Origin of the sequence: Arthrobacter sp. ATA002, assembly GCF_026898095.1 — a bacterium.
GTDB lineage: Bacteria > Actinomycetota > Actinomycetes > Actinomycetales > Micrococcaceae > Arthrobacter_B.
On record NZ_CP114015.1, the window covers coordinates 1,668,237 to 1,693,956 of the forward strand.

The 25,720-nt window shown below is 67.2% G+C and carries 19 protein-coding genes and 4 pseudogenes; 15 read left to right on the plus strand and 8 right to left on the minus strand.

Going from position 1 to position 25,720, the window contains the following annotated elements; genetic code table 11:
- Positions 1-153: 153 nt before the first annotated feature.
- Complete coding sequence (locus OL239_RS08245) at positions 154-426, minus strand: mycoredoxin (RefSeq protein ID WP_152217934.1); 273 nt, start codon at positions 424-426, stop codon at positions 154-156.
- Between the two features lie 132 nt (positions 427-558).
- Between OL239_RS08245 and OL239_RS08250 the strand changes: the two genes are divergently transcribed.
- Complete coding sequence (locus OL239_RS08250; RefSeq protein WP_268911426.1) at positions 559-1,356, plus strand: SOS response-associated peptidase; 798 nt, start codon at positions 559-561, stop codon at positions 1,354-1,356.
- 6 nt (positions 1,357-1,362) lie between these two features.
- Here OL239_RS08250 and OL239_RS08255 read toward each other — a convergent pair whose 3' ends face one another.
- Complete coding sequence (locus OL239_RS08255) at positions 1,363-1,845, minus strand: VOC family protein (protein ID WP_268911427.1); 483 nt, start codon at positions 1,843-1,845, stop codon at positions 1,363-1,365.
- A gap of 168 nt (positions 1,846-2,013) precedes the next feature.
- On the opposite strand from OL239_RS08255, the gene OL239_RS08260 reads away from it, so the two are divergent.
- The 5 genes from OL239_RS08260 to OL239_RS08280 all read left to right on the plus strand — a co-directional run bounded on the left by OL239_RS08260 (position 2,014) and on the right by OL239_RS08280 (position 5,496).
- Positions 2,014-2,706 (plus strand): hypothetical protein, encoded by a 693-nt coding sequence (locus tag OL239_RS08260; protein WP_268911428.1) that lies wholly within the window; start codon positions 2,014-2,016, stop codon positions 2,704-2,706.
- Positions 2,612-3,487: an MMPL family transporter gene (locus OL239_RS08265; RefSeq protein WP_268911708.1), complete on the plus strand. Its 876-nt coding sequence runs from the start codon at positions 2,612-2,614 to the stop codon at positions 3,485-3,487. Before OL239_RS08260 ends, OL239_RS08265 begins: the two co-directional genes overlap by 95 nt.
- A 184-nt stretch (positions 3,488-3,671) precedes the next feature.
- Positions 3,672-4,436: an MMPL family transporter gene (locus OL239_RS08270; RefSeq protein ID WP_268911429.1), complete on the plus strand. Its 765-nt coding sequence runs from the start codon at positions 3,672-3,674 to the stop codon at positions 4,434-4,436.
- Between the two features lie 9 nt (positions 4,437-4,445).
- Positions 4,446-4,787 carry a chorismate mutase gene (locus tag OL239_RS08275; protein WP_268911430.1) on the plus strand — a complete coding sequence of 114 codons (342 nt, stop codon included), beginning with the start codon at positions 4,446-4,448 and terminating at the stop codon, positions 4,785-4,787.
- Between the two features lie 109 nt (positions 4,788-4,896).
- On the plus strand, positions 4,897-5,496 hold the full coding sequence (locus OL239_RS08280) for a DUF2087 domain-containing protein (protein ID WP_268911431.1): 600 nt from the start codon (positions 4,897-4,899) through the stop codon (positions 5,494-5,496).
- A 30-nt stretch (positions 5,497-5,526) separates the two neighbouring features.
- Here OL239_RS08280 and OL239_RS08285 read toward each other — a convergent pair whose 3' ends face one another.
- Positions 5,527-6,555: a DUF2776 family protein gene (locus OL239_RS08285; protein ID WP_268911432.1), complete on the minus strand. Its 1,029-nt coding sequence runs from the start codon at positions 6,553-6,555 to the stop codon at positions 5,527-5,529.
- A gap of 213 nt (positions 6,556-6,768) precedes the next feature.
- Here OL239_RS08285 and OL239_RS08290 point away from each other — a divergent pair, with 213 nt between their 5' ends.
- From OL239_RS08290 to pdxS, 7 genes and pseudogenes are all read left to right on the plus strand, one after another.
- Positions 6,769-10,113, plus strand: a complete 3,345-nt coding sequence (locus tag OL239_RS08290; RefSeq protein WP_268911433.1) for an MDR family MFS transporter — start codon at positions 6,769-6,771, stop codon at positions 10,111-10,113.
- A gap of 188 nt (positions 10,114-10,301) precedes the next feature.
- Positions 10,302-10,613, plus strand: coding sequence for a DUF6504 family protein (locus OL239_RS08295; protein ID WP_268911434.1), 312 nt, complete (start codon positions 10,302-10,304; stop codon positions 10,611-10,613).
- 7 nt (positions 10,614-10,620) lie between these two features.
- A pseudogene (locus OL239_RS08300) lies at positions 10,621-14,113 on the plus strand (DNA polymerase III subunit alpha).
- 77 nt (positions 14,114-14,190) lie between these two features.
- The gene (gene thrS, locus OL239_RS08305) at positions 14,191-16,203 is read left to right on the plus strand and encodes a threonine--tRNA ligase (protein ID WP_268911435.1); all 2,013 of its coding nucleotides are present in this window, start codon (positions 14,191-14,193) and stop codon (positions 16,201-16,203) included.
- A 22-nt stretch (positions 16,204-16,225) separates the two neighbouring features.
- Positions 16,226-16,833 (plus strand): annotated as a pseudogene (locus OL239_RS08310) (HIT family protein).
- 3 nt (positions 16,834-16,836) lie between these two features.
- Positions 16,837-17,439, plus strand: a complete 603-nt coding sequence (pgsA, locus tag OL239_RS08315; protein WP_268911436.1) for a phosphatidylinositol phosphate synthase — start codon at positions 16,837-16,839, stop codon at positions 17,437-17,439.
- A gap of 252 nt (positions 17,440-17,691) precedes the next feature.
- Positions 17,692-18,530: pseudogene (pdxS, locus tag OL239_RS08320) on the plus strand (pyridoxal 5'-phosphate synthase lyase subunit PdxS).
- A 72-nt stretch (positions 18,531-18,602) separates the two neighbouring features.
- On the opposite strand, the gene OL239_RS08325 reads toward pdxS, so the two are convergent.
- The 3 genes and pseudogenes from OL239_RS08325 to OL239_RS08335 form a co-directional block, all read right to left on the minus strand.
- Positions 18,603-19,031 carry a GNAT family N-acetyltransferase gene (locus OL239_RS08325; protein ID WP_268911437.1) on the minus strand — a complete coding sequence of 143 codons (429 nt, stop codon included), beginning with the start codon at positions 19,029-19,031 and terminating at the stop codon, positions 18,603-18,605.
- Positions 19,021-19,449: a hypothetical protein gene (locus OL239_RS08330; protein ID WP_268911438.1), complete on the minus strand. Its 429-nt coding sequence runs from the start codon at positions 19,447-19,449 to the stop codon at positions 19,021-19,023. Before OL239_RS08330 ends, OL239_RS08325 begins: the two co-directional genes overlap by 11 nt.
- A 6-nt stretch (positions 19,450-19,455) precedes the next feature.
- Positions 19,456-21,472: pseudogene (locus tag OL239_RS08335) on the minus strand (M3 family metallopeptidase).
- Positions 21,473-21,572: 100 nt separating this feature from the next.
- Here OL239_RS08335 and OL239_RS08340 point away from each other — a divergent pair.
- A complete protein-coding gene (locus OL239_RS08340; RefSeq protein ID WP_268911439.1) occupies positions 21,573-22,844 on the plus strand; it encodes a CapA family protein in 1,272 nt (423 codons plus the stop codon).
- 43 nt (positions 22,845-22,887) lie between these two features.
- Here OL239_RS08340 and OL239_RS08345 read toward each other — a convergent pair whose 3' ends face one another.
- Positions 22,888-23,658: a type 1 glutamine amidotransferase gene (locus OL239_RS08345; RefSeq protein ID WP_268911440.1), complete on the minus strand. Its 771-nt coding sequence runs from the start codon at positions 23,656-23,658 to the stop codon at positions 22,888-22,890.
- Complete coding sequence (locus OL239_RS08350) at positions 23,655-24,926, minus strand: Mur ligase family protein (protein WP_268911441.1); 1,272 nt, start codon at positions 24,924-24,926, stop codon at positions 23,655-23,657. Before OL239_RS08350 ends, OL239_RS08345 begins: the two co-directional genes overlap by 4 nt.
- Before the next feature lie 82 nt (positions 24,927-25,008).
- On the opposite strand from OL239_RS08350, the gene pdxT reads away from it, so the two are divergent.
- Positions 25,009-25,719: a pyridoxal 5'-phosphate synthase glutaminase subunit PdxT gene (pdxT, locus tag OL239_RS08355; RefSeq protein WP_268911442.1), complete on the plus strand. Its 711-nt coding sequence runs from the start codon at positions 25,009-25,011 to the stop codon at positions 25,717-25,719.
- Position 25,720: the final 1 nt, after the last annotated feature.

Genomic DNA, 25,720 nt, shown 5'->3' on the forward strand with positions numbered 1-25,720 from the left:
TAACGGGTTTAAACGCGGAGTTTGGCCCCGTTATCTGTACAACGGACGGGTGAGGGCGGGGTTTGGCCCCGTTATCTGTACAACGGACGGGTGAGGGCGGGGTTTGGCCCCGTTATCTGTACAACGGACCAGGAAGCGGCCCTCAGTGGAGGCTCAGAGGCCCAGGCGGGACTTCACTTCCGCGGCGGACGGGTTGGTGGCCGAGGAACCGTCCGGGAAAATCACGGTGGGCACGGTCTGGTTGCCGCCGTTGATTTCGGCCACCAGCTCGGCGGTGCCGTCCACGTCTTCGATGTTGACCTCGGTGTAGCCGATGCCGGCCGTGTCCAGCTGCGACTTCAGACGGCGGCAGTAGCCGCACCAGGAGGTGGAGAACATGGTGATGGACCCGGCGTCGGGGGTGAATGCTTCTGCTGTGGCGGCCATGGAGGGCTCCTTCTGCTGGAAATTCAGGGACTGCCCGGTACAACCGCGCAGCTGCCCTTCAATTCCCGCGCCCCGGCGCCCGGGCACGCCAACACCGGCAGCGGCCGGCTCAGGGGCTGGCACACTGGAAGCATGTGCGGACGTTACGTAATGGCAAAGACGACGGCGGACCTGGTGGCGGAAGCCGAAGCGGAAGCTGATGCCAACCTGGAGCTGCGCCAGTCCTGGAACGTGGCACCGACGTCGGACGTGCCGGTGGTGCTGGAACGCTTCATCGGCGGGCCGGCGGGAAACGGGCGTCCCGTGCGCCAGGTGCATGTGGCGCAGTGGGGGCTGGTGCCCGGATGGGCCCCGGACGCTTCGGCGGGGGCCCGGGCCTTCAACGCGCGCAGCGAAACGGTGCTGGAAAAGCCGACCTTCCGCGAAGCTGTTCGTTCACGCCGCTGTGCTGTCCCGGTGCAGGGATACTACGAATGGAAAGCCGGTCCGGGAAAAACCAAGCGGCCGTTTTACGTCCACCGGGCCGACGGAGCGCTGACGTTTTTCGCGGGTCTGTATGAATGGTGGCGCCCCGCGAGAGTTCCGGGCGAGCCGGGCAGCTGGCTGCTCTCGACGTCGATCCTGACCACTGCCGCACCGGACCCCGCGGACGTTCGTGCCGCCGGGGAACCTTCTGTGCTGGCCGAGCTGGGGGAACTGCATGACCGGCTGCCGGTGCCGCTCACCCGGCAGGGAATGGCCGCGTGGCTGGACCCCGCCGCAGGCAACCCCGCGGCGCTGGTGCACCGGGTGGTTTCCGAGGCTTACACCGCTGCGGCGCAGTGGACCCTGGCCGAGGTGGGGCCTGCGGTGGGCAGCGTCCGCAACGACGGGCCCGGGCTGCTGGCCGCCCCCGGCCCGGACCCGGCCGCTGAGCCTGCACTGTTCTAGCGGGCTTCAGCCCGGCTGATCGCTCGCCGCTGCCGGCACCGGCCCGGCAGCGGCGGCCTCGACTACCTCAAGGATGACCTTGCCGTTCGCGTCGATGCGCAGTCCGGGGTTGTAGCAAACCTCCCAGCGGTAGCCGTCGGGATCGGTGAAGTAGCCCGAATAGCCGCCCCAGCTCATCTGGGTTCCCGGGGCCGTAATGGATCCGCCTGCCGCGGCGGCTTCAGCCAGGACGGCATCCACTTCGGCGGGGGAGCCAACGTTGTGGCCCAGAGTGACCGGAGCGGCGCCCGCCTCGCCCATGGGACCGGCCTCGGCAGCCAGATGGTCACGGCGGAAGAAGGCCAGCAGAAGCCCGGGACCGACCTGGTAGAAGATCACTTCTTCCGGCACGTACTGGGCGGTCTCCCAGCCCAGCCGGGAGGAATAGAACGCGTACGTTACCTCGAGATCCCGTACGCCTACGGTAATCACGGATAGAGAAGATTGCATCCCCTGATCCTGCCACCGCCGGGCGGATATGTTCCCATTTTTACGCAGCGGATCAACGCACCGCTCTGCACCGGCCGGGGACGCGCATGGGTCACCGCCACGAATAGTGCATCCTGCGCGGCCCGCCCGCGGCCGGACAGTTGACGCGGTCCAAGGGAGCGGGCTGTCATGGACGTAGAGCCCGGCACGATTTCCGGCAGCGACCGCGGACCCGTTCCAGATTCCCGGCGCCGGGAAGCTGCGGCCAGCCCTCCAATACGAGAGGCCCAGCTGTCCATGAACGATTCCGCACCCAGTCATCCGGCGGGCAGCCACCGGGCAGCAGGTGCTGCCGGCGAACAGCAGCCCGGTGAACATCCTCCGCGCGGCGGCAGTGCAGGGCGCACGGTCTGGGCCCGGTTCCTGATCCCGGTGGCGCTGATCGTGCTCTGGTTTGGAGCGGGGGCCATTGGCGGTCCCTACTTCGGGAAGATCAGCGAAGTGGCCGACAACAACCAGACCTCCTACCTGCCGTCCAGTTCCGCCTCCACGCAGGTGGCAGAGCTGCAGGAAAAATTCACCGACAGCGATGCCATTCCCGCCGTGATTGTCTACGTGAACGACGGCGGCCTCACCGAGCAGGACCGAAGCTTCATCGACGGGCGAGTCCCGGCCTTGTCGGAGGTCAACGGCGTGGCCGGGGGAGTCTCGCCGGCGCAGATTTCAACGGACGGCCAGGCGGCCGAACTTTGTGCCGGTCCAGGACAACGACAACGCCTCCACCACGGTGGAGGACCTGCGCACCGCCGTCACGGACGGAATTCCCGCCGGGCTGGCGGGCTACGTCACCGGGCCGGCCGGGCAGCTTGCCGACATCAGTGAAGCCTTCAGCGGCATCGACACCTCGCTGCTGCTGGTGGCCGGGCTGGCGGTCTTCGTGATCCTGGTGGTCGTTTACCGGTCCCCGCTGTTGCCGATCCTGGTGCTGTTGACCTCGATCCTGGCACTCTCCGCCGCCATCCTGGTGGTCTACTTCCTGGCCAGGGACGGCATCCTCACCATTAACGGGCAGGTGCAGGGCATCCTGTTCATCCTCGGCATTGGTGCCGCCACCGACTATTCGCTGCTGTATGTCTCCCGCTACCGGGAATCGCTCCGGGACCACGCCGGCCGGTGGGACGCCACCCGGGCCGCGCTGAAGGGCACCTTTGAACCGGTTCTGGCCTCGGCCGCCACGGTCACCGCCGGCCTGCTCTGCCTGCTGCTCAGCGACCTGAACTCCAACAAGGCGCTGGGCCCGGTGGCCGCCATCGGCATCGGCTTTGCCTTCCTCGCAGCAATGACGCTGCTGCCCGCACTGTTGATGCTCACCGGACGAGCTGCGTTCTGGCCCCGCCGGCCGCAGTTCGGTTCCCCTCATCCGGACCGCGACGGCGACGCCCCCAGGGGATCTGGCCGCGGGTGGCGCGGGTCATCAGGGCCCATCCGCGGCGGGTGTGGGTCATCCCCGCCGTGCTCCTGCTGGCTGCGGCCGCGGGCATGCTGCAGCTGCGGGCTTCCGGGGTGCCGCAGAGCGACTTTGTGCTGGGCGAGACGTCCACGAAGGAAGGCCAGCGGGTGCTGGGGGAGCACTTCCCCTCCGGCTCCGGCAGCCCCGCGCTGATCGTGGCCCCGGAAGGTGAGCTCGACGCCGTCGCGCGCGCCGTACTGAACGTATCCGGCGTCCAGGCACTGACAGTGGACGCCACGGGAACCCCGCGGGCACCCTGCCGGTCACCGACGCCGGCCTCCAGCCGTCTCCGGTTCCCGGCAGCTCCGCGGCAGCGCCGAAAGTCGTTGAGGGAAAGGTGCTGCTGGAAGCCACACTGGCCGAAGCGGCGGAGTCGGACGCCGCGGAACAAACCGTGCAGACGATGCGCGACGACGTTTCCGGCATCAGCGGCGTGCTGATCGGCGGAGTCACGGCCACCACCATTGACACGAACGCTGCCGCCGTCCATGACCGGGACCTGATCATCCCCGTGGTGCTGGTGGTCATCCTGATCCTGCTCATGCTGCTGCTCCGGTCGATCCTGGCCCCGGTGCTCCTGATCCTGACCGTGCTCCTGTCCTTCGGCGCGACGCTGGGGATCTCCGCCCTGATGTTCAACCATGTCTTCAACTTCCCCGGAGCCGACCCGGCCGTGCCGCTGTACGGGTTCATTTTCCTGGTGGCACTGGGAGTGGACTACAACATTTTCCTGATGACCCGCGTGCGCGAGGAGAGCCTGCTGCACGGCACCCGCGACGGAGTCATCCGGGGGCTGATGATCACCGGCAGCGTTATCACCAGCGCCGGCATAGTCCTGGCCGCCACCTTCGCGGCGCTGGGCGTGATTCCCGTGCTGTTCCTGGCGCAGCTGGCCTTCATTGTGGCGTTCGGCGTCCTGCTCGACACGCTGGTGGTGCGGTCCCTGCTGGTGCCCGCCCTTTCCTATGACATTGGCCGCAGGATCTGGTGGCCTTCCAAGCTGTCCCGGTCGTCTCCGGGCCGGCACCGGACCGGGCCCGCCGGGCATGGCGCGGCCGCCGGCCACGGCCCGGGAACGGCGGGAGCATCAGAGGCCGGTTAGTCTGAAGGCATGGAAACCCATGATCAGCACCGATCCATGTCCTGCCAGCTCGACGACATCCGCACCGCGATAGACGAGATCGACGAGGAGATTGTTGCGCTGATCTGGCGCCGGGAGCGCCTGGTGCGGCTGGCCGGGCCGCTGAAGGACAACGATGCGCAGGTGAAGGCACCGGAGCGGGTGGAAGAGGTCCTTGAGCACGTACGCACTGCCGCGGGGGCCCAGGACGGAGACCCGACGGTGGTGGAGGCAACCTACCGGGCCATGATTAACGCCTTTATCGACTATGAGCTGAAGGTTCGCCGCCAGGCCGAAACCCAGGCGAAACTGGACGCCTTCGCGCGGAGCTAACGGAAAACGTAGTCCCGGAACGCCTCCGGGAGGCGGCCGGCGTGGGGTAGGGTACTTCCACATCACCGGTGCCCGCACCGTGACAGCACCCGGGGGGAGAGGGGCAGCGATGGACCAGGAGCAGCCGGCGGCGCCGGAACAGACACCGGCAGGCCTTGCGTCGCCGGAACAGTGGCGTGCCGTCGCGGCTGCGCTCGCCGATGAGCGCCGGCTGCGGCTGTACGCGCGCATCATTACAGCCGCGGAGCGGGGAACGCCGCTGGACGGGCAGGACCTGGAGCCCAAGGAACGCAAATCCCTGGCCGCGCTGCAGAAAGCCGGACTGGTGTCCGCCGGCGTATGCGATGTCCAGCCGGTGGCCGGCGTGTTTGCCCGGCTGCTGGCCGGCGGCAAGGAACCGCCCGAGACCTCAGTGCAGCGCTTCCTGGTCAACGGAAAGATCACGGCTTATCCGCGGCGGCAGGCCGACCGCTTGGAGCTGCTTCACTACATTGCCGGGCACGTCTTCGAAACAGCCCCGGCCCCGCCCGGAGAGGTGCCGGTGCTGAACGAACGGCAGATCACCGAACGCCTGGGCGGCTACTCGGCGGATCCGGCCGGAGTTCGGCGCTACCTGGTCGATGAGGGCATCGTCCGGCGTAATCGGGAGGGGTCGCGCTACTGGCTGGCCAGCCCGCGGCCTGCGGACGGCTGGGAATTCGCCGGCTGAGGAGCAGGCCCGCTCCCGGCTCGGAAGCTGCTACGACGTTCCCTCTTCGAGGATCGACACGATCGAGAAGAGCGTGAAGCAGACAGCTCCCAGTCCCACCAGTACATGCGCGGGGACAAAAAACGCCGGGTCAGTGCCTGCGGCTTCAAAGAGGAACGCGGCGAAGAACAGGCAGGTGAGCGCTGTTCCGACGGGCAGAAGCGGGATCCGGTTGGCCAGGGCAAACGTGCGGCGCCAGACAAGGGCGAGCAGCAGCACCTTCGACAGGATGCTGAAGCAGATCAGCCCGAGGCCGATCAGCACACACCCCGGGGCCAGCCGGTAGGGTTCGTGTGAACTGAACAGCACGAACAGCCCGAGCAGCAGGTTGACCGTACCCGCGGCAGCTACGAGCCAGGCCCAGGCGAAACGCTCGCGGTCGCTGAATTCGTTGCGCACCTGGCGCACGATGCTCGCGACGAGAGCGATGAGCGACGCGCAGATCGCCGACAGGCCGATTAGAACGTGGCCGGCCACGAAGCCGGGAGGGTCTCCGCGCACCAACAGCCCGGCCGCGAGGGAGAAACCGGCGGCGGCGGACACAGCCGGAACCGCGATCATCACCCCGCCGAGAGTGCGGGAGTGGGCGCCGTCCGGCGGACCGCCCAGAGGCTCGAGTAACTGTGCTGACTGGATCAGCGTAAATTTTGTGGACGCGGCCGCTACGGTGCTGACGCACGCGGCGACGAAGCCAACGCCAACCACCACGAAACCCGCCGTGAGGTTCTCCGCGGTGCTGTCCCGATTGACCAGGACAATGCCCCAGATGACGGCGGCGGCAGCAGCCACGTAGCCGGAGAGCGGCAGGACGATGCCCCACACGCGCCCGTAACGGCCGATGAGCTGCCGGATGATGGTGGCCGCCGTCGTGAACAGCGCATAACAGATGGCGGTCAGCCCGACGTTGACGTGTCCGGCGACAAAGTGATCGGCATCATCGGGCCCGGCCAGGATGTAGAGGCCGTAGGACAGGCAGACAGCGCCCATGAGAAGCGGTATGGAGCGAAAAATTATGCTCATTGTCCGGTTCATGCGTACCTCGGGGGAAACATGGATTCCGTGCGGCTGCGGCCTGGCGGCCGGTCCGCGTTTAGTGCCAGTTTGCGCCCGCCGTCCCCGCGGAACAACGCCGGAGGCCGCGGCGGACCGTTGACTTGGCAGTACGGCGGGCGTCGAATGGAAAGTGCAGCCCGGACTGCCGTCATCGGGGCGGAAACTTCCAAGGAGATGCACATGGCCGAGAGGTTTACCGCCCGCGGAACAACAGCAGCCCACCCGGCAGCAGGGATGACCGGCGCGATGGGCGCCCCCATCAACACCGTGGCGCTGGCGGCCCACTCCGGCGCGGCACTGGCCCCTCCGGCACCGCCGCATCCGGGCGCTCCGGCGGCAGGCACCGCCTCCCCGGACCTGCCCTCCGGCCGGCAGCCGGCACCGGAGCACTCCCGCCGCCGCGTCGCCCTCATCTTCGCCGGCCTGATACTTTCGGTGCTGCTCGCCGCCCTTGACCAGACCATCGTCTCCAGTGCACTGCCCACCATCGTGGGGGACCTGCACGGTCTGGACCATCTGTCCTGGGTGATCACCGCCTACCTGCTGACCTCCACCATCGGCCTGCCGATCTACGGCAAGCTCGGTGACCTGCTGGGGCGCAAGAACATCTTCATCTTCGCCATCGTGGTTTTCCTGGCCGGCTCGGCGTTGTCCGGCCAGTCGCACAGCATGGCCGAACTGATCACCTACCGGGCCATCCAGGGCGTGGGCGGCGGCGGGCTGATCATCGGCGCGCAGGCCATCATTGGAGACATTATTCCCGCCCGCGATCGCGGCAGATACATGGGCCTGATCGGCGCCGCGTTTGGCATCGCCTCCGTCAGCGGGCCGCTGCTGGGCGGGTACCTGACGGACAACTGGTCCTGGCGCTGGGTGTTCTACATCAACCTTCCCATCGGCCTCATTGCCCTGGCCCTCATCATCGGATCCCTGCACCTGCCGCGGAACAGCGCAAAGGGTATCCGTCTGGACTATGCCGGCGCCGCGCTGCTGGCCGTCGGCACAGCCGCCCTGGTACTGCTGACCAGCTGGGGCGGCAACAACTATGCCTGGACCTCGCCGACCATCCTGACACTGGGAGCGGTTTTCGCCGTCGCCGTCGCCGTGTTCATCCCCGTGGAGCTGCGGGCGAAGGAACCGATGCTGCCGCTGCGGCTGTTTTCCATCCGGAACTTCTTGATCTGCACACTGGTGGGCCTGGCCGTGGGCCTGGCGATGTTCGGGTCCATTGCCTACCTGCCCACCTTCCTGCAGATTGTCAACGGTGCATCCCCCACCATGTCCGGGCTGATGATGCTGCCCATGACCGCAGGCGTGCTGATCACCTCCGTCGGCACGGGCCAACTGATTTCCCGCACCGGCAAGTACAAGATCTATCCGATCCTGGGATCGGCGACCATGGTCCTGGGGCTGATCCTGCTCTCGCGCATTACGAGTACGACGCCGTATTCCTTCACTGCCCTGGGCATGGTGGTGCTGGGGCTGGGCATCGGAGCCCTGATGCAGAACGTGGTCCTCATTGTGCAGAACAGCGTCCCGCCCAATGACATGGGCACCGGGGTGTCCACGGCCAACTATTTCCGGCAGCTGGGCGGATCGCTGGGGATTGCCCTCTTCGGTTCCCTGTTCATCCGCCGGCTCAATGACCAGCTGGCCTCCGCGCCCCCGGGGCAGGTGATCCGGCCTCCGGCGGAGCCAACTCGATCAGCCCGGAGGCCATCAAGGCGCTTCCGGCCCCGGCCCAGGACTTCATCAAGTCCGCCTTCGGTGAAGCCCTGCCGCCCATCTTCCTGCTGGGAGTACCCGTCCTGGCCGCGGCATTCATCCTCACGCTCTTTATCGTGCAGCAGCCGCTGTCCAAAACCGCCCGCGTGGAGGCGGCAACAGAGTAGAACGCAGTCCAGCGAGGAGAACCAGTTCCTGATGTCCCACAAAGCCTTTACGCCGCGTGTTGCGGCGGTCCCGCCCCGTCCCCTGTCAGCAGTGCCCAGGCACCGGGGGGAAGCCGCCCGGGAGGAGGCGCCGAAACGGAACCTGCCCTTCGTCCTCACCGGTCTGTTGCTGTCCGTACTGCTGGCGGCACTGGACCAGACCATCGTGGCCACCGCGCTGCCCACCATCGTGGGCGACCTCAACGGGCTGGAGCACCTGTCCTGGGTGGTGACCGCCTACATTCTGGCCGCAACCATCGGACTTCCGGTCTACGGAAAACTCGGTGACCTGTTCGGCCGCAAGAACATCTTCATCTTCGCCATTGCCGTGTTCCTGCTCGGGTCCGTGCTGTCCGGCCTCGCGCAGAACATGGGACAGCTGATCGGATTCCGCGCCCTGCAGGGCCTGGGCGGCGGCGGACTGATGATCGGCGCCCAGGCCATCCTGGGGGACCTGGTGTCTCCCCGGGAGCGCGGGAAGTACATGGGCCTGATCGGAGCGGCGTTTGGGCTTGCCTCGGTGGGCGGACCGCTGCTGGGCGGATGGATCACCGATGCCTGGTCCTGGCGGTGGGTGTTCTACATCAACCTGCCGATCGGAGCCGTGGCACTCGCCGTCGTCATCGCCTCGCTGCACCTGCCCAAGCCGCGGGGCGGACGGCCGAAGCTGGACTACGCCGGCGCCGCGCTGCTCGCGCTCGCGAGCGCCGCCCTGATCATGCTGACCACCTGGGCGGGCACCACCTACGCCTGGTCGAGTCCGCAGATCCTAGGACTTGCGGCGCTGACCCTCGCCGCGGGTACGGCCTTTGTCCGGGTGGAAGTGAAGGCTGCGGAGCCAATCATGCCGCTGGGCCTGTTCCGCAACCGGAACTTCCTGCTGCCGGTGCTGGTGGGCATTGCCGTTGGCATCGCCATGTTCTCCACCGTCTCCTACCTGCCCACCTTCCTGCAGATGGTCAACCGGGCCACTGCCACCGAATCCGGACTGATGATGCTGCCCATGATGGGCGGTCTGCTGCTGACTTCGATCGGCACCGGGCAGCTGATCTCCCACACGGGGAAGTACAAGATCTATCCGATCCTGGGCTGTGCGGTGATCATGGCCGGGCTGGTGCTGCTGTCCCGGATTTCCGACACCACTCCGTACCGCTTCACGGCGCTCGGCATGCTGGTGATGGGGCTGGGGATCGGCATGCTGATGCAGAACCTGGTGCTTATTGTGCAGAACAGCGTGCCGGGCCGGGATATGGGGGCGGCAATTTCGGCGGCGAATTATTTCCGGCAGATCGGGGCGTCGTTTGGCATCGCCCTGTTTGGCTCGATTTTCATCCACCGCCTGGGCAACGAGATTGCTGCGGCTCCGGCAGGGGCAGGGGCGTCCCTCGGGGGCGACATCAATTCCCTGAGTCCTGCTGTGCTGCGCGGGCTGCCCGCCCCGGTGCAGGATTTTGTCGCCTCGGCCTTCGGGCACGCGCTGCCGCCGATCTTCCTGCTGAGCGTGCCCGTGGTGGCTGCGGCCCTGGTGCTGTGCCTGTTTATCCGGGAGGTGCCGCTGTCCACGGCGGTGCGGGCGGAAGCGGAGGTGGAGTAGAACATCCGGGGTTTGGCCCGGGCGGGCGGAAAAGACCACTACGTGGTGACGATTCCCAGCTGCTGGCCGTACACTGGACGATGTTCGAACATACGTTCGAAAGAGAGTGCCGTCTAGAACCAGATACGGCCGCAGGCAGTGGGCCAACGGGGCGCGGGTGCGCGCCTGCCCGGCGGGGAGGAACGGAAATGGGTGTCTTCAGCGAAGCACTGGAGGTGGTGTGCTCGCCTGCGGGCCAGCCCCTGCGGCTGGTCTGGAGCGGTCAGACCTACAAAGTGGCTGCGGATCCGGTGCGCTGGTATGAACGCCGGAACTGGTGGGACGAAGCGGCCCGGGCCGAACGCGGGCACGGCCCGGGACTGGTGGACTCGGAAATATGGCGGGTCCAGGCCCGGAAAACCCCGCGCTCGCCGCTGCGCACCCTGGACATCTCCCATGACATTGCCAGCGGCCGCTGGCGCCTGATCCGTATCCACGACGCCCTGCGGGAAAGTGCCTAGGAACCCCGTGAGCTTTACCCATCTGCATGCCGCCACCGCCTTCAGCGCACACTACGGGGTGTCCTGGCCGGAGGAAATGGCGCAGGCCGCCGCGGCTGACGGCGCCGACGCGCTGGCCTGCACCGACCGGGACGGCCTGTACGGAACGGTCAAGCACCTGCGCGCCTGCATGGAGGCCGGAATCGATCCGATTGTGGGGGTGGACCTGGCGGTGCTCGGCGAACCGGATGCCTCCGGCGCCCTGCCGGTGACCGGGCGGGTGGTGGTCCTGGCCCGCGGGCACCGCGGCGGAGCCGGCTACCGGGCGCTGTGCCGGCTGATCTCCGATGCCCACGCCGGCACGTCGGCATCAGCGGCACGCAAAAACAGCAGGCCGGTGGGCGTGACCATGGCGCAGCTGGCCTCGCGGGCAGCGGGCGACGGCGGCGGCAACCGAAGCGGCGGCGAAGGAAGCGGCGTCAGCGGGGATGCCGGCCGCGGGCCGGTCCTGACCGTACTCGTGGGTCCCCATTCCGACGTCGGCACCGCCATGCGCAGCCGCAGCTACGCCGTCGCCCGGACGCTTTTCGCCGCTGGCAGGCGCTCCTGCCGCGCGAAGCGCTCGCCGTGGAGGTGGTGACCCACCTCAGCGCACCGGGGGCCACCCTCAGCCTGGCCCACGCCGTGCGCATGTTCCGGCTGGCCGATGAAATGCAGCTGCCGGCCATCCTTACCAATGCCGTGCGCTATGTCGACGCCGACGGCGCGGCCACCGCCGATGTCCTGGACGCCGCGCGCGCCCTGACCGCCATGGCCCGGCTGGGGGACCTGCAGCCCAACGGGCAGGGCTGGCTAAAAACGGCGGAACAGATGAAGGCCCTGGCCCGGGAAATCAGCGCCGGAGCCGGATACGGGGAGCGGGAGCCGCGAAGCTGCTCCGCGACACCGAAGCGCTCGCCGATGCCTGCCGGATGGACCCGGTCACGGACATGGGCTGGAAGCAGCCGGTGGTTCCGGAAGCCTCGGTCATCGGCATCACCTCCGAACCCATGGCCGAGCTGGTGGGCCGCTGCGAAGCGGGCATCAGCCGCAGGTTCCCCGCGCTGGACGCGGGTGCCGGGGCACGCCTGCGCAACCGGCTGGCCCATGAACTGGGCATTATTGAACGGCTCGGCTTTGCCTCGTACTTCCTGACCGTCGCCGAAGTCTCCGCCATGATCACCGGGATGGGGGTGCGCGCCGCGGCCCGGGGATCCGGTGCCTCCTCGCTGGTGAATTACCTGCTGGGGGTCAGCCATGTAAATCCGCTGGCCCACGACCTGATCTTTGAACGTTTCCTCTCGCAGGACCGCTCCACCCTGCCGGACATCGACATTGACGTGGAAAGCGCGCAGCGGCACAACGTCTATCACCGCATCTTTGAACGCTTCGGCGCTGAACGGGTCACCCTGATGAGCATGCAGAACGGCTATCGTGCCCGTGGCGCTGTGCGCGACGCCGGTATGGCCCTTGGCCTGGCCGAGGAGGACATCGGGGCCGTGGCCAAACAACTGTGGCGCTTTTCCGCCCGCAAGTTCCGGGAGGCGCTCGCGGAAAAACCCGAACTGCGCGAGGTTGCCGAACGGGTCGAAGGCAACCGGCAGCTGGACCTGCTGGTGGACCTGACCGAACGGCTGGACCGGCTGCCCCGGCACATTTCCATGCATCCGTGCGGCGTGATCCTGGGGGATGCGTCCCTGTTGGACCGCACTCCTGTGCAGCCGTCCGGGCTCGGCCTGCCCATGTCCCAGTTCGACAAACACGACATGGACCCCATGGGCATGCTCAAGCTCGACGTGCTGGGAGTGCGGATGCAAAGCGCCATGGCCTACGCCCTGCAGGAGGTCCGGCGGCTGCATCCGACCAAAGCGGACACTGTTGCCGCCGGTGCCCATCCGCCCGGACCGGACGGGCAGGGGCCTGACTATGTGCGGGAGGACGGCTCGATCGAGCTCGACGCCGTGCCCCTGGACGATGCGCCCACCTATGACCTGATCTGCAGCACCTACACGCTGGGATGCTTCCAGATTGAATCCCCGGGCCAGCGGGAGCTGATCGGCAAGCTCGCTCCGCGCGAGTTCAATGATCTGATCATCGACATCTCGCTCTTCCGCCCCGGCCCGATGAAATCGGACATGGTCCGTCCCTTCCTGGAGCACCGGCACGGCTGGTCGCCGGAGGTGTATCCGCATGAGGCCCTGCGGCCGGTCCTGGCGGAAACCCATGGGGTGACAGTGTTCCATGAACAGGTGCTGCGGACCTTTGACGTGTTCACCGGCTGCGGACTGGCCAAGGCCGATGAGCTGCGCCGGCTGCTGGGCAACGAGGATGCCGAATCGTCGGTGGAGGACTATTTCCGCACCGAAGCCGGCAAGCGCGGATATGGCGCCGAAGTCATCGACAAGGTCTGGGGCACGCTGAAGGCGTTTGGCAGCTTCGGATTCTGCAAGGCCCACGGTGCCGCCTTTGCGGTGCCCACCTACCAGTCCGCGTGGCTGAAGGCCCACCACCCCGAAGCCTTCCTGGCCGGTATCTTCGAACACGATCCGGGCATGTACCCCCGCCGGCTGCTGGTGGCCGAGGCCCGGCGGATGGGCATTCCCATCCTGCCGCTGGACATTAACCGCAGCGGCGCGCAGTACCGGGTGGAACGGGTGCCGGCCGTCCCGGCAACTCCCGGACACCCGGCCCGGCCGGAGAAGCTGGGCATCCGGCTGAGCCTGGCCGGGATCTACGGCCTCTCGGCGGCGGAGCTGCGGCGCATCACTGCCGGCCAGCCCTATGACTCGCTGGCTGACCTGCGGGCCCGGGCACGGGTGGGCCGGAAAACCCTGCAGCGCCTGGCCTCGCTGGGCGCCTTCGACTCCCTGGCCCGGGACGCCGGCACGGGAGCATCCCGCGCGGATCTGCTGCACCACCTGGATGCTGCTCCGCCCCGGCCGGCGGCGCGGAAGTACGATCCGATCCCCGGCCAGCTGGCGCTGCCGCTGGGCGACACCGAACTGGAAAACCTGCACCCGGCCCTGCCCGAACCCACCCTGCGCGAGAAGGTGCGCACTGAACTGGATTTGCTGTCGGTGGACGTCAGCGCCCACCTGATCGACAGCTACGGGCCGCTGCTCGCGGAGCTGGGGGTGACCAAGGCCCGGGACCTGATGGAGCTGCGCAACGGTTCCGAGGTGCTGGTGGCGGGCATCCGGGTGGCCACCCAAACTCCGCCCATGCGCGGGGGGCGCCGCGTGGTGTTCATCAGCCTCGACGACGGCACCGGCTGCGTGGACTGCACCTTCTTCACCGAGGCCCAGGAAAAGACCGGCCCCCTGCTCTTCGGCACCCAGCTGATGCTGATCCGCGGCCTGACCCGCCGCACCGGGCCGCGCGGGATCAGCATGCAGGCCCTGGAAGCCTGGGACCTAAACGACACGTCCTCCCTGCCCCGTCCCCAGCGCGGCAGGTTGGTGGGGCCCAACTCCAGCGGATAACATCGAAGGGGCGCAGAAGGAGCCGGTCATGTCCTGACCGGTCCAGGACGCCGCACAACGAAATCTAGGAGACAACCGTGTCAGTGCCAGAGAAGTTCACCCTCATCGTCGACGGCGAAGAGACCACGGTGGATACTGGCACCACAGGTGCTCAGCTGTTCTTCGACCGCCGCGACGTCGTCGTGATGCGCGTAGACGGCGTCCTGAAGGACCTGGACACGAAGCTGGCCCCGGGCTCCGCTATCGAAGCCGTGACCATCGAGTCCGAGGACGGCCTGAACGTCCTGCGCCACTCCACCGCGCATGTCATGGCTCAGGCCGTGCAGCAGCTGCGCCCGGACGCCAAGCTGGGCATCGGCCCGTACATCAAGGACGGCTTCTACTTCGACTTCGATGTGGCCGAGCCGTTCACGCCCGAGGACCTGAAGACCCTCGAGAAGATGATGCAGAAAATCATCAACTCGAACCAGAAATTTGCCCGCCGGGTGGTCACCGAAGAAGAGGCCCGCGACGCCATGGCCAATGAGCCGTACAAGCTGGAACTGCTGGGCAAGAAGGACGGCGCCGACGAAGCCGGCGAAGGCGCGAACATCGAGGTCGGCGCCGGCGAGATCACCATCTACGACAACGTGGACCGCAAGTCCGGCGACGTCGTGTGGTGCGACCTGTGCCGCGGCCCGCACCTCCCCAACACCAAGCTGATCTCCAACGCCTTTGCGCTGACCCGTTCCTCCGCCGCCTACTGGCTCGGTGACCAGAAGAACCAGCAGCTGCAGCGCATTTACGGCACCGCCTGGCCCACCAAGGACGCCCTGAAGGCCTACCAGGAGCGCCTGGCCGAGGCCGAACGCCGCGACCACCGCAAGCTGGGCACCGAACTGGACCTGTTCTCCTTCCCGGATGAACTGGGTTCGGGCCTGCCGGTGTTCCACCCCAAGGGCGGCATCATCCGCAAGGCCATGGAGGACTACTCCCGCCAGCGCCACACCGAGGCCGGCTACGAGTTCGTTTACACCCCGCACATCACCAAGGGCCACCTGTACGAGGTGTCCGGGCACCTGGACTGGTACCGCGACGGCATGTTCCCTCCCATGCACGTGGACGAGGTCACCGACCCGGAGACCGGCGAGGTCACCAAGCCCGGCCAGGACTACTACCTGAAGCCGATGAACTGCCCCATGCACAACCTGATCTTCCGCTCCCGCGGACGGTCCTACCGCGAACTGCCGCTGCGCCTGTTCGAATTCGGCTCCGTGTACCGCTACGAGAAGTCCGGCGTGATCCACGGCCTGACGCGCGTGCGCGGCATGACCCAGGACGACGCCCACATCTACTGCACCCGTGAGCAGATGAAGGACGAGCTGACCACCACGCTCAACTTTGTCCTGGACCTGCTCAAGGACTACGGCCTGGATGACTTCTACCTGGAACTCTCCACCAAGGATCCGGAGAAGTATGTCGGTTCCGACGAGGTGTGGGAGGAAGCCACCCGCACCCTCGCCGAGGTGGCCGAAGCTTCCGGACTGGACCTGGTTCCGGACCCGGGCGGAGCCGCCTTCTACGGCCCGAAGATCTCCGTCCAGGCCCGCGACGCCATTGGCCGCACCTGGCAGATGTCCACCATCCAGCTGGACTTCAACCTCCCCGAGCGCTTCGAGCTGGAGTACCAGGCCGCCGACGGCACCCGCCAGCGACCGGTGATGATCCACCGCGCCCTGTTCGGTTCCGTGGAGCGCTTCATGGCCGTGCTCACCGAGCACTACGCCGGTGCGTTCCCGGCCTGGCTGGCACCGGTGCAGGTGGTCGGCATCCCCGTGGCCGAGGCGTTCAACGACTACATGTTCGACGTCGTCGATAAGCTCAAGGCGCACGGCATCCGCGCCCAGGTGGACACCGGCACCGACCGCTTCCCGAAGAAGATCCGCACCGCGTCCAAGGACAAGATTCCGTTTGTCCTGATTGCCGGCGGTGACGATGCCGACGCCGGCGCAGTGTCCTTCCGCTTCCGCGACGGCAGCCAGGACAACGGCGTGCCCGTGGAAGAGGCCGTCAAGCGGATTGTCGAAGCCGTCCGGAACCGGGACAAGTAGGGCGGCGGCGGCAGGAGTGCAGATGGAAAACAGCAGCCGGGACGACGGCGGCAGTCCCTATCCGGGCGATGCCGCGGTCACCGATCCCTTCGAGCTTCCCGGGGTGCCGGATTCCTTTGCGCGCCTGTGGACCCCGCACCGGCTGGCGTACATCAAGGGCGGGCAGGAGCAGGTCTCCTCGGAGCACAACTGTCCGTTCTGCGCGGCGCCGTCCCGCAGCGACGAAGAGTCCCTGATTGTGCACCGCGGGAAGTACGCCTTTGTCATCCTGAACCTGTTTCCGTACAACGCCGGTCACCTGCTCGTTTGCCCGTACCGTCACGTCCCCGACTACACGGACATCGACGGGCAGGAAACGGCCGAAATTGCGTCCCTCACGCAAACGGCAATGCGGGTGCTGCGGAAGGTGTCCAACCCCAGCGGTTTCAACCTGGGCATGAACCAGGGTGTTACCGGGGAGCGGGAATCGCAGCCCATCTGCACCAGCACATCGTGCCGCGCTGGGGCGGGGACGGTAACTTCCTGCCAATCATTGCCCAGACCAAGGCCATCACCCAGACCCTGGGAGATGTCCGGCAGCAGGTGGCCGATGCCTGGCCGCAGGCTGACCCAGCGGCAAGCGAGGACTGAGCGGTGCTGAACAAATACGCGCGGGGCTTTTTCACCGGCCTGTTCACGCCGCTGGCCGCGTGGCTGCTGAAGCGGGGCGTCAGCCCCGACGCCGTCACCATCCTGGGCACCCTGGGAGTGATGGTGGGCGGGCTGGTCTTTTATCCGCTGGGGGAGCTGTTCTGGGGAACCCTGTTCATCACGGCGTTTATTTTCTCCGACGTCATTGACGGCATCATGGCACGGCAGCAGGAACGGTCCGGAAAATGGGGAGGGTTCCTGGATTCCACCCTGGACCGCTTTGCTGACGGCGCCCTGTTCGCCGGCGTCAGCATCTGGTTCTTCACCGGGGGCGGCAACGACGCCATTGGCATCGCCGCCATCATTTGCCTGGTGCTGGGCATGCTGGTTTCCTACATCCGCGCCAAGGCCGAGTCCCTGGGCTTTACCGCCAACGTGGGGATCGCCGAGCGCGCCGAGCGGCTGGTGTCCCTGCTGGTCGCCACCGGACTGGTGGGACTGGGAGTCCCCGAGGTGCTGCTGCTGGTGGTCCTGCTGCTCCTGTGCGCAGCCAGCTGCGTGACCATCGCGCAGCGGATGCTCGCCGTGCACCGGCAGGCTGCCTGAGTTCCGAACCCCCGCCCGCCGCAGAGTAACTTTTCAGCCCGCCCGTCATCGGAAGCAACCCGGTGGCGGGCTGGCCGTTCAATGGCCGCCGAGCCCCTAGACTGGGTGCAGCAGTACTCCCCGCCCGATTTCCCCGCGAAGGTGAGCTCCATGAACAGCCCAGAGTCCCACGGCGCAGCTGCGCCTCTTTCTCCGTCCGGATCACTGTCTCCGGTCACCGGCAGCAGCCGGGTCAAACGCGGCATCGCCGAGATGCTCAAGGGCGGAGTGATCATGGACGTGGTGACCGCCGAACAGGCCCGGATTGCCGAAGACGCCGGAGCAGTGGCGGTCATGGCCCTTGAGCGGGTTCCCGCCGACATCCGCGCCCAGGGCGGAGTCTCCCGCATGAGCGACCCGGACATGATTGACAGCATCATCAACGCGGTGTCGATTCCGGTCATGGCCAAAGCCCGGATTGGCCATTTCGTGGAAGCCCAGGTCCTCCAGTCCCTCGGCGTCGACTACATTGACGAATCCGAAGTCCTGACTCCGGCCGACTACACCAACCACATCGACAAGTGGAAGTTCACGGTCCCCTTCGTCTGTGGTGCCACCAATTTGGGCGAGGCGCTGCGCCGCATCAATGAGGGCGCCGCCATGATCCGGTCCAAGGGCGAGGCGGGCACGGGCGACGTTTCCAACGCCACCATGCATATGCGCGCCATCCGCACCGAGGTGGCCCGGCTGTCCTCCCTGCCCGAGGACGAGCTTTACGTCGCCGCCAAGGAACTACAGGCGCCGTACGAGCTGGTTCGGGAAGTTGCCGCGGCCGGCAAACTGCCCGTGGTCCTGTTCACCGCCGGGGGCATTGCGACCCCGGCCGACGCCGCCATGATGATGCAGCTGGGGGCCGACGGCGTTTTTGTCGGCTCGGGAATTTTAAATCCGGCAACCCCGCCCAGCGTGCCGCCGCCATTGTGAAGGCAACGACCTTCTACGACGACCCCGACGAAGTGGCGAAGGCTTCGCGGGGGCTGGGGGAGGCCATGGTGGGCATTAACGTGGACGAACTCCCGCAGCCCCACCGCCTGGCCGAACGCGGCTGGTAAACCGCGCCGGCATCAGCGCCACCGCGCCGGCATCAGCGCCACCGCGACCGCATCAGTTCCACCGGGCGGGCTTCAGCGCAGGTCGAGGGTCAGCTGCTGGCCGCGGCCGATCAGCTCAAAGCCCCGCGCTGCACAGAGCTCGGCGCCCAGAGGTGCTGCGTTAATGGCCAGCCGGTCCGCACCGGCGGTGGCGGCGACGCCGGCGGCCCTGCTCAGCAGGGCCGTCCCGTAACCCCGGCGCCGGCTGGAAGGCCCAACGGCCAAACCGAAAACGCCGCCCAGCGAACCGGAGACCGGTTTCCGGGGGCCGGCGCCGCAGGACTCTCCGGCACCGGGCGGTGTGCGGCGGGACGTCCACCTCCGGCGGGCACACGCCCGGCCTGCCGGCGCTGCTCCGCCTGCTCCCGTAGCCGGCGCTGTTCCTGCTGCGCCTGCTGCGAGGGGACGAACACCCAGGCCCGCCCGGTCAGCGTTCCCTCGCTGCGGGTGGTCACATGCCATGCGGTCCGGGGTGGCCCCGCCCGGCGGCGAGTTCCTCGGCGTCGGGCCCGGAGACCTCAGCCGGCTCCGGATCGAGAGCCGCCGCTGCGGCACTGTACTGCTTCGGTGCGGAGACCGGCGCACTCATCCACATCGGCTGCGGGCCCCGCCGGAACCCAAACGCCTCCAGCGGGGCGTAGCTGACCGCGTTGTTCAGCCACACGGACACGCTCTGGGCGCCCAGCCGCATGCCTTCGGCCAGGCCCGGGCGGATCCCGGCCGGTGCGATCCGCTGCGGATACAGCAGCACCAGCTGCCTCCGGGCCGGCAGCCAGACCCATTCCGATTCATGCGTGGAGAAGGTCCGCCCGCCGGTAGCGCCGGCCAGGTTCTTCAGCCAGTCCTGGTGAAGCTCCTGGCAGGCGGCAATAGTCACCATGAAGGATCAGGCCAGCCCGCGGCGGTGCAGCAGCGGCTCAATGGCAGCATCCCGGCCGCGGAAGTTCCGGAACGCCTGCAGCGGGTCGATGCTGTTACCGCGGGCGAGCAGTTCGCGGCGGAACCGGTCCCCGTTTTCCCGGGTCAGGCCGCCGTTCTCCTGGAACCACTCCACCGTGTCCGCGTCCAGCACCTCGCTCCAGATGTAGGCGTAGTACGCGGCCGCATAGCCGCCGGCGAAAATATGCTTGAAGTAGCCCGAGCGGTAGCGCGGGGGCACCAGATCCAGGGCAACACCGGCGCGCTGCAGGGCCTCAGCCTCGAAGGCCTCCGGGTCCTGCACGGTTTCACCGGGCGCGAGCTCATGCCAGGCCAGGTCCAGCAGGGTGGCTCCGAGGTACTCGGTGGTGCCGAAACCCTCGCCCCAGGTGGAAGCCGCCTCGATGTTATCGATGGCATCCTGGGGGAGCGGTTCACCCGTCACATGGTGCTTTGCGAAGTTGGCAACGACCTCGGGCCACAGCATCCACATCTCGTTGACCTGGGAGGGGTATTCCACAAAGTCGCGGGGAACAGCGGTGCCGGAGAACTGGGGGTAGGTGACCTCCGAGAACAAACCGTGCAGGGCATGGCCGAATTCGTGGAAGGCCGTCACCACTTCGTCAAAGGACAGCAGCGTGGGTTCGCCGGCGGGCGGCTTGGGGATATTGAGGTTGTTGACGACCACCGGCTGCATGCCGAGCAGCGCGGACTGGTGCACCAGGGAGTTCATCCATGCGCCGCCGGCCTTGGTGTCACGCGTGTAGTAGTCGCCCAGGAACAGTCCCAGCCCCGAGCCGTCCTCATTCTTCACTTCCCAGATCCGGACGTCGGGATGATAGCCGGCGAGATCCGGACGCTCGGTGAAGGTCAGGCCGTAGAGCCGGTTCGCGGCGAAGAAAACACCGTCAGTCAGGACCCGTTCCAGCTCGAAGTATGGCCGCAGGGCAGCGCGGTCAACACTGAACTTCTCTCGGCGCACCTGCTCGGAGTAGTAGGACCAGTCCCAGGCCTGCAGGTCTTCGATGCCGTCACGGGCGGCTGCTTCGCGCAGCAGCTCCGCCTCGGCGTGCGCATTGCGGACCGCGGGAGGTGCGAGCTTGCCGAGCATGGCGTGGATGGCTTCCAGGGAGGGAGCCGTCTGGTTGTCGGTGGCGAACTCCGCGTGGCTTGCGAAGCCCAGCAGTGCGGCGCGTTCAGCCCGCAGCGCGGCCATTTCGGCGGCCAGGGACAGCGTGTTCTCCCGTTGCCGCGGAAGCCGCGGTTGAGCGAGGCCGTCAGGAGGCGGCGGCGGGTTTCGCGGTTAGTCAGCGATGCGAGGGCCGGCTGCGGGGTGGGCAGAACCAGGGACAGGAGGTAGCCCTCCTGCCGGCCTCCGCCGCAGCTGCGGCTGCCGAAGCGATGTCGTCCGCGGACAGGCCGTCCAGTTCCGCCGCATCCGTGACCGGCAGCGCGGATTCGTTGGTGTCCTTGAGCAGTTTCTGGGAGTACTCGGTACCCAGCACCGACAGGCGCGAGTTGAGTTCGCGCATCCGGGCCTGGCCGCCGTCGTCGAGCCGGGCACCGGCGCGGATGAAGGCGCGTCGGTACTCGGATACCAGCCGGACGGATTCCTCGTCCAAACCCTCCGTTAACACGGCGTCGACCCGCTCGAAGAGGGCTTTATTGAGATAGATGCTGTCCTCGTGGGAAGCCAGTTGCGGGCCGACCTCCTGCTGGATCGCCTGGATCCGGTCCGTCGCATCCGCTGCAGCAAAGGTGAAGAAAACAAGGGCCGTGCGTGCCAGGGTTTGCCCCGCCCGCTCCATCGCCGCGATCGTGTTTTCGAAGTCCGGTGTCTCCGGATTTCCAAGGATGGCGTCAATCTCCGCGAGGTGTTCCTCGAACCCGGCCTTGAAGGCGGGCAGGAAATCATCCGGGGTGATCTGCTCAAACGGAGGGAGCTGGTAGGGCAGGGTACTGATACTTCCGAAAGGGTTACTCATAAGCGTCAAGACTCGCACATGCAAAGTGAGGCGAACAACAGAAACGCCGTCGTACGCTTGGCACAGCTGCGCCGGGCGGCGTGCGGACGGGCGGAAAATCATGGGTGCACGCAGAATCGGATCCACCGCGGTGCTGGCGCTGCTTCTGGCGGCCGGCGCCGCCGGCTGTTCCCCGGCCTCCGGGCCCGGCGGCGCATCATCCGCACCGGCGGATCCGGCGGCATCCGCCACGTCCGGTACCACTGGCGGCGCTGCCGCGGGGTCGCCTTCAGCATCCTCCGTTCCGTCGCCGGTTCCGCAGCCGACCCCGGGCACGGGCCCCGAATGCGCGGCCGTGCGGTGCTTTTCGATGATGGTGGCCGGTGACCTGCTGGTGCATCCGCAGCTGTGGACCCAGGCCGAAGCCGACGCCGCCGTGTCCGGAAGAACGCCGCTGGACTTTGCGCCGCTTCTGGCGGGCAAGAAGACCTACCTGGACCGGGTGGACCTGGGCATATGCCATCTGGAGACGCCGGTGGCCGAGGCGCAGGGACCGTACGCCGGGTATCCGCTGTTCAACGTGCCGCCGCAGATCCTCTCTGCTGCCAAGGAGGTGGGATATGACGCCTGCACCACGGCCAGTAACCACACCGTCGATGCCGGGACGGCCGGGCTCAACCGCACACTTGGCGTGCTGGATGCGCTGGGCCTGGAACACACCGGTTCCTACGCCACCGAGGCGGACGCCGCGAAACCGATGATTCTGTCCACCCCGGCGGCAAAGGTGTCGGTGATCGAAGCCACCTACGGGCTCAACGGCATGACCGCCGACTTCGACTGGCAGGTGGACCTGCTGGATCCGGCGGACATGATCGCCCGGGCGCAGGCTGCCCGGGCGGCCGGCGCCGACGTCGTCGTTGGGGCCGTCCACGCCGGGGACGAGTACGCGTCGGCGCCCAATGCCCAGCAGGTGGAAACAGCGCACGCCCTGGCCGACAGCGGCGAGTTCGATTTCATTTACGGCCATCACAGCCACTCCGTGCTGCCGGTCGAAAACTACAACGGCACCTGGATCGCCTATGGTCTGGGCAACGCCGTTACCGAGCTGTCCCCCTGGTATGACGTGAACAATGAGGGCCTGATCCTGCGCGCCCAGTTCGGCCAGGACGGCGCCGGTGCATGGTCGGTTACGGACCTGTCCTGGGCCCCGTCCGTCATCGTCCGGGACCCGTACCGCTGGTGTTCCGTCGCCGCGGACCTGCCGCAGGGGGCCTGCGCACCATCGGAACAGCAAGCTGCGGTGCGGGCGCGGACCATTTCCGTGGTCGAATCGATGGGTGCGGCCGACGCCGGTTTGCACGAGTGGCTGGTGAGCACGGACCCCGGGCGCTAGCCGGGTTTCTGGTCCAGGGCGCAGCCGGCGGCGGCCTTGGGCACTACCGCGGGCGCTGCGAGGCGTGCTGCCGGGCCAGCTCGGACAGCCGTGCCAGCTCGTCCAGGTCGGATGCCGATTCCGGACGCGGCTCAAAGGCACCGAATTTTCGGATCACGGCCTGCTGCAGCAGGAAGTCGGCAATGGCCGGGTTCTTGGGCAGCAGGGAACCGTGCAGGTAGCTGGCCACCACGTTGCGGTAGCGGGCACCCTCCCAGGTGTCCTTGGAATTGTTGCCCTCGCCCTTGCGGACCTGGGCCAGCGGCTTTACCCCCGGACCGAGGAACGTCTGGCCGGAGTGATTCTCGTAGCCGTGGATCTCGCCAAATTCCTCGGACACCGACAGCACGTTGCCGATCAGCCGTTCGGTGCCGCCGTGGGTTTCCAGGTCCAGCAGGCCGATGCCCGGAATGACCGTGCCGGTGTGCGTCTTGAAGAACCGGCCAAACAGCTGGTAGAGCCCGCAGATGGCGAGCATCGGCACGTCATCCTCGGCCATGGCGCGCAGGGCCGGAGCAATCGTCTGCAGGTCCTCCTGGATGACCACCTGGCCGCTGTCCTGTCCGCCTCCGCCCACCAGCAGGTCCACATCCGCCGGGAACCCGTCGCCCGGGTTGTAGTCCAGGACGTTGGCGGTGTAGCCGTGCCACTTCAAGCGCTGCTTCAGGACCAGGACGTTGCCCCAGTCACCGTAGATGTTCATGTCCCGCGGATACAGCTGCAGGATGTTGATGGTCCGGTCGTCGCCGGCCGCGGGGTTCAGCGTCTCGCTCATGAGACCACCTCTACTGTCGTGATCTTGGAAAGTTCCCGCCGCACGGCGAGCATGGCCGTGTACGTGCAGAAGATGCGCATGGGCGAGGGCCCGGAGGATACGATGAACTTCTTCAGCGCATCGGTGATGTCCGGGTCAATGGCCGCCACCGGCACGTCGTCGTACTTCAGCCGCAGCGCCATGTCGTAGGCGCGCACGCCGGTGACCATGTCCACGCCGTTTTCCGCGAGGGTCTCGAATTCCACGTCCCACAGCCAGGACATGTCCCGGCCGTCGGCGTAGTTGTCATTGATCGCGATCATGGTGGAGTACCCGTGGGCCGCGAAGGACTTCAGGCCCAGCCGGAAACCGCTGGGGTTTTTCACCAGCACCAGTTCCAGCGGCTGGCCGTTGACCACCAGCGACTCGCCGCGGCCAAACGCGGGTTCCACGTTGGACAGGGCGGTGAACAGGGCGTCGTTGTTGGCCTGCGGGCCGGCGATCACGCGGGCCAGCGCCAGCGCGGCAGCGGCGTTGAAGATGTTGTAGACCCCGCGCAGCTTCAGCCCGGTGGTGACCACGGTGCTGTCCACGCGGAAGTCGGCGTCGGTTTCGGCCACGCGCTCCAGCACGACGTCGGCGGGCAGCACGGCGGCGGCCGCTTCGGCCGGGGAGCCGCGCATCTCGTCGTCGTTCGGGAAGGTGCTGCGCAGGGACTCGTGGAGGCCGAAGTAGCGGACCTCCTGCCGATCCAGGGAGGCGGCGATGGAGGCCACCCGGGGATCCTCGCGGTTCAGGACCACGGTCCCGGTGGTGGCCTTGGCAATGGCCTCCAGCAGGCGGGTGGTCTTATCAATTTCACCGAAGCGGTCCAGCTGGTCCCGCAGGACGTTCAACAGCAGCGAATAGCGCGGCTGGATCAACTTCACAAAATGCACGGCGTGGGCTTCGTCCAGTTCCAGGACGGCGACGTCGGCATCCAGGCGTCCGCGCCAGTCCACTTCACCCAGCAGGGCGGCGGCAACGCCGCGGGTGAAATTGCTGCCCGTGCGGTTGGTAAAGACCTTCAGGCCCTGGCTCTCGAGCAGCTCCACCACCATTTTAGTGGTGGTGGTTTTGCCGTTGGTGCCCGAAACCACGGCAACGCCCAGCGGAAGGCCGGCCAGGGTGCGGCGGATGAAATCGGGATCGATTTTCTCCACCACCAGGCCGGGCAATGCGGAGCCGCCGCCGCGCAGTTTGGAGGCACTGCGGACCAGCTTGCCTGTCAGGACGGAGAAAGAACTCATGGTGTATGAATATATCGCAACGAGCCCGCGTGGCCTTTCCCGCTGCACTGCCTCAGCCGTCCCCGCATCGTAGACTTGCACGATGACTGAAGCCGGCCCGCCAACCTTCCGCCGCCCGGGGCGTTCCCTGCGCATCGGCGTCCTGGCCCTGCAGGGCGGTGTCCGGGAACACGTGCGCAGCATCGAGGCGGCCGGAGCCGATGCCGTCCCCGTGCGCCGGCCCGGCGAGCTGGACGGCCTGGACGGACTGGTGCTGCCCGGCGGTGAATCCACCACCATGGACAAGCTGATGCGGGCCTTTGGCGTGTATGCCCCGCTGCAGGAGGAGATCCGCGGCGGACTGCCGGTGTACGGCTCGTGCGCCGGAATGATCCTGCTGGCCGACCGGCTTTCGGACCCGGCACCCGACCTTTCGGGAGCGCCGCAGCAAACCCTGGGCGGGCTGGACATCGAGGTCCGCCGCAATGCCTTCGGACGCCAGCGGGAATCCTTTGAAACCCTGGTGGAGTTCCGGGGGCTGGAAACCCTGCCCTCCGCCTCCGCTGCCGGAGTTTCCGCGCCGGTCCACGCCGTTTTTATTCGGGCGCCCTGGGTCGAAAAGGTCGGCGGTTCCGTGGACGTACTGGCCCGGGTTCCGCCGCAGGAGCGCGGTCATGCGCCTGCTGACGATTTCGTCGCTAGAATTGTGGCAGTGCGTTCGGGAAATCTTTTGGCCACCTCGTTCCATCCGGAGGTAACGGGGGAGAGCCGCATTCACGAACTTTTTATCCAGATGATCAGAGGAGAAGCGTAGA